The sequence below is a fragment of the Meiothermus sp. QL-1 genome (genome assembly GCF_003351145.1).
Classification (GTDB): domain Bacteria; phylum Deinococcota; class Deinococci; order Deinococcales; family Thermaceae; genus Meiothermus.
Map to the genome: position 1 here is coordinate 1 of NZ_QQSV01000031.1, position 1,018 is coordinate 1,018.

Genomic DNA, 1,018 nt, shown 5'->3' on the forward strand with positions numbered 1-1,018 from the left:
CTGGAATTACGCGGTGTACTTTACACGCATCAGAATGGGCTTCCAGTTACGTAGGGAGCCCAATGAATAGGATACCACGTCCCATCCGCCGCGCTCTGGAAAGCTTAGCTTCCAGCCCCATCAACGCCTCGGCCCTGGCTATGGCCGAGGGTAAGGATTTTGCCCATGACAGCCTCTACCGAGCCTTGCAACAACCCCTGGCCCTTCACTTCACGCTGGCCCTGGAACTCTGCTGCCAAAAAGGAGGGCTGCGACGGGGTTACCTCATCCTGGATGACGTCCTCATACCGCGTTACTCAGCAGGCCATCTGAAGCTCCAGCGCTTCAAGGATTTGAGCAGCGGGGCCTACACCTATGGCTTTGCCCTGGTGGTGCTGGCCTGGACGGATGGACAAACCCGACTGCCCCTGGCCTTCCTGCCTTACTTCGGGGGTGAGGAGGCCAGCCGGTTAGACCTGGCGCTATCCCTGCTGGCCTAGGCCGCGACCGAGGGGTTCAAGCCGGAGGGGGTTTTGATTGATGCTTGGTACGCATCGGGGGAGGTGCTGGCCTGGCTCCATGCCCGGGGGTGGCCTTTGGTTACGAGGCTAGGTTCAAACCGATTGCTGGACGGTATCCAGTTGAAGCGGCAGGGAGGGGCCCACTGGGTGAAGGTGGGCTGTTTGCGGGGGCTTACCTTTCCGGTGCAAGTGGTGCGGCAGTGGCGTAAGTTCTATACGACCGGTCAGGTGGGGTGGGAAGGCCGGCGGGTGGTGGAGGTGTACCGCTTGCGGCGGGCCATCGAAGAGATTTTCCGCGGGTTGCAACAGGAACTGGGCTGGGTGGGGCGCCGACACCGCAAGCGGGTGCGCTTGCTGGCGCACCTGGCTTTGGGCATGGTGGCTTATGGGTTGATTGAGTTACAACGAGAACGGCTGAAGTTGAGTTTCTACCAGTGCCGACGAAAACTGATGGTGGGAAAGCTGGCCCTGGATTTGAGCCCTCTGGAAGCAGCTTGGTTGCTAGCGCGTAAATCCAG

1 pseudogene is annotated in these 1,018 nt (G+C 60.4%); it reads left to right on the forward strand.

Annotated features, from left to right (window positions below):
- Positions 1 to 62 precede the first annotated feature (62 nt).
- Positions 63 to 1,018: pseudogene (locus DV704_RS12105) on the forward strand (transposase); the annotation flags it as partial.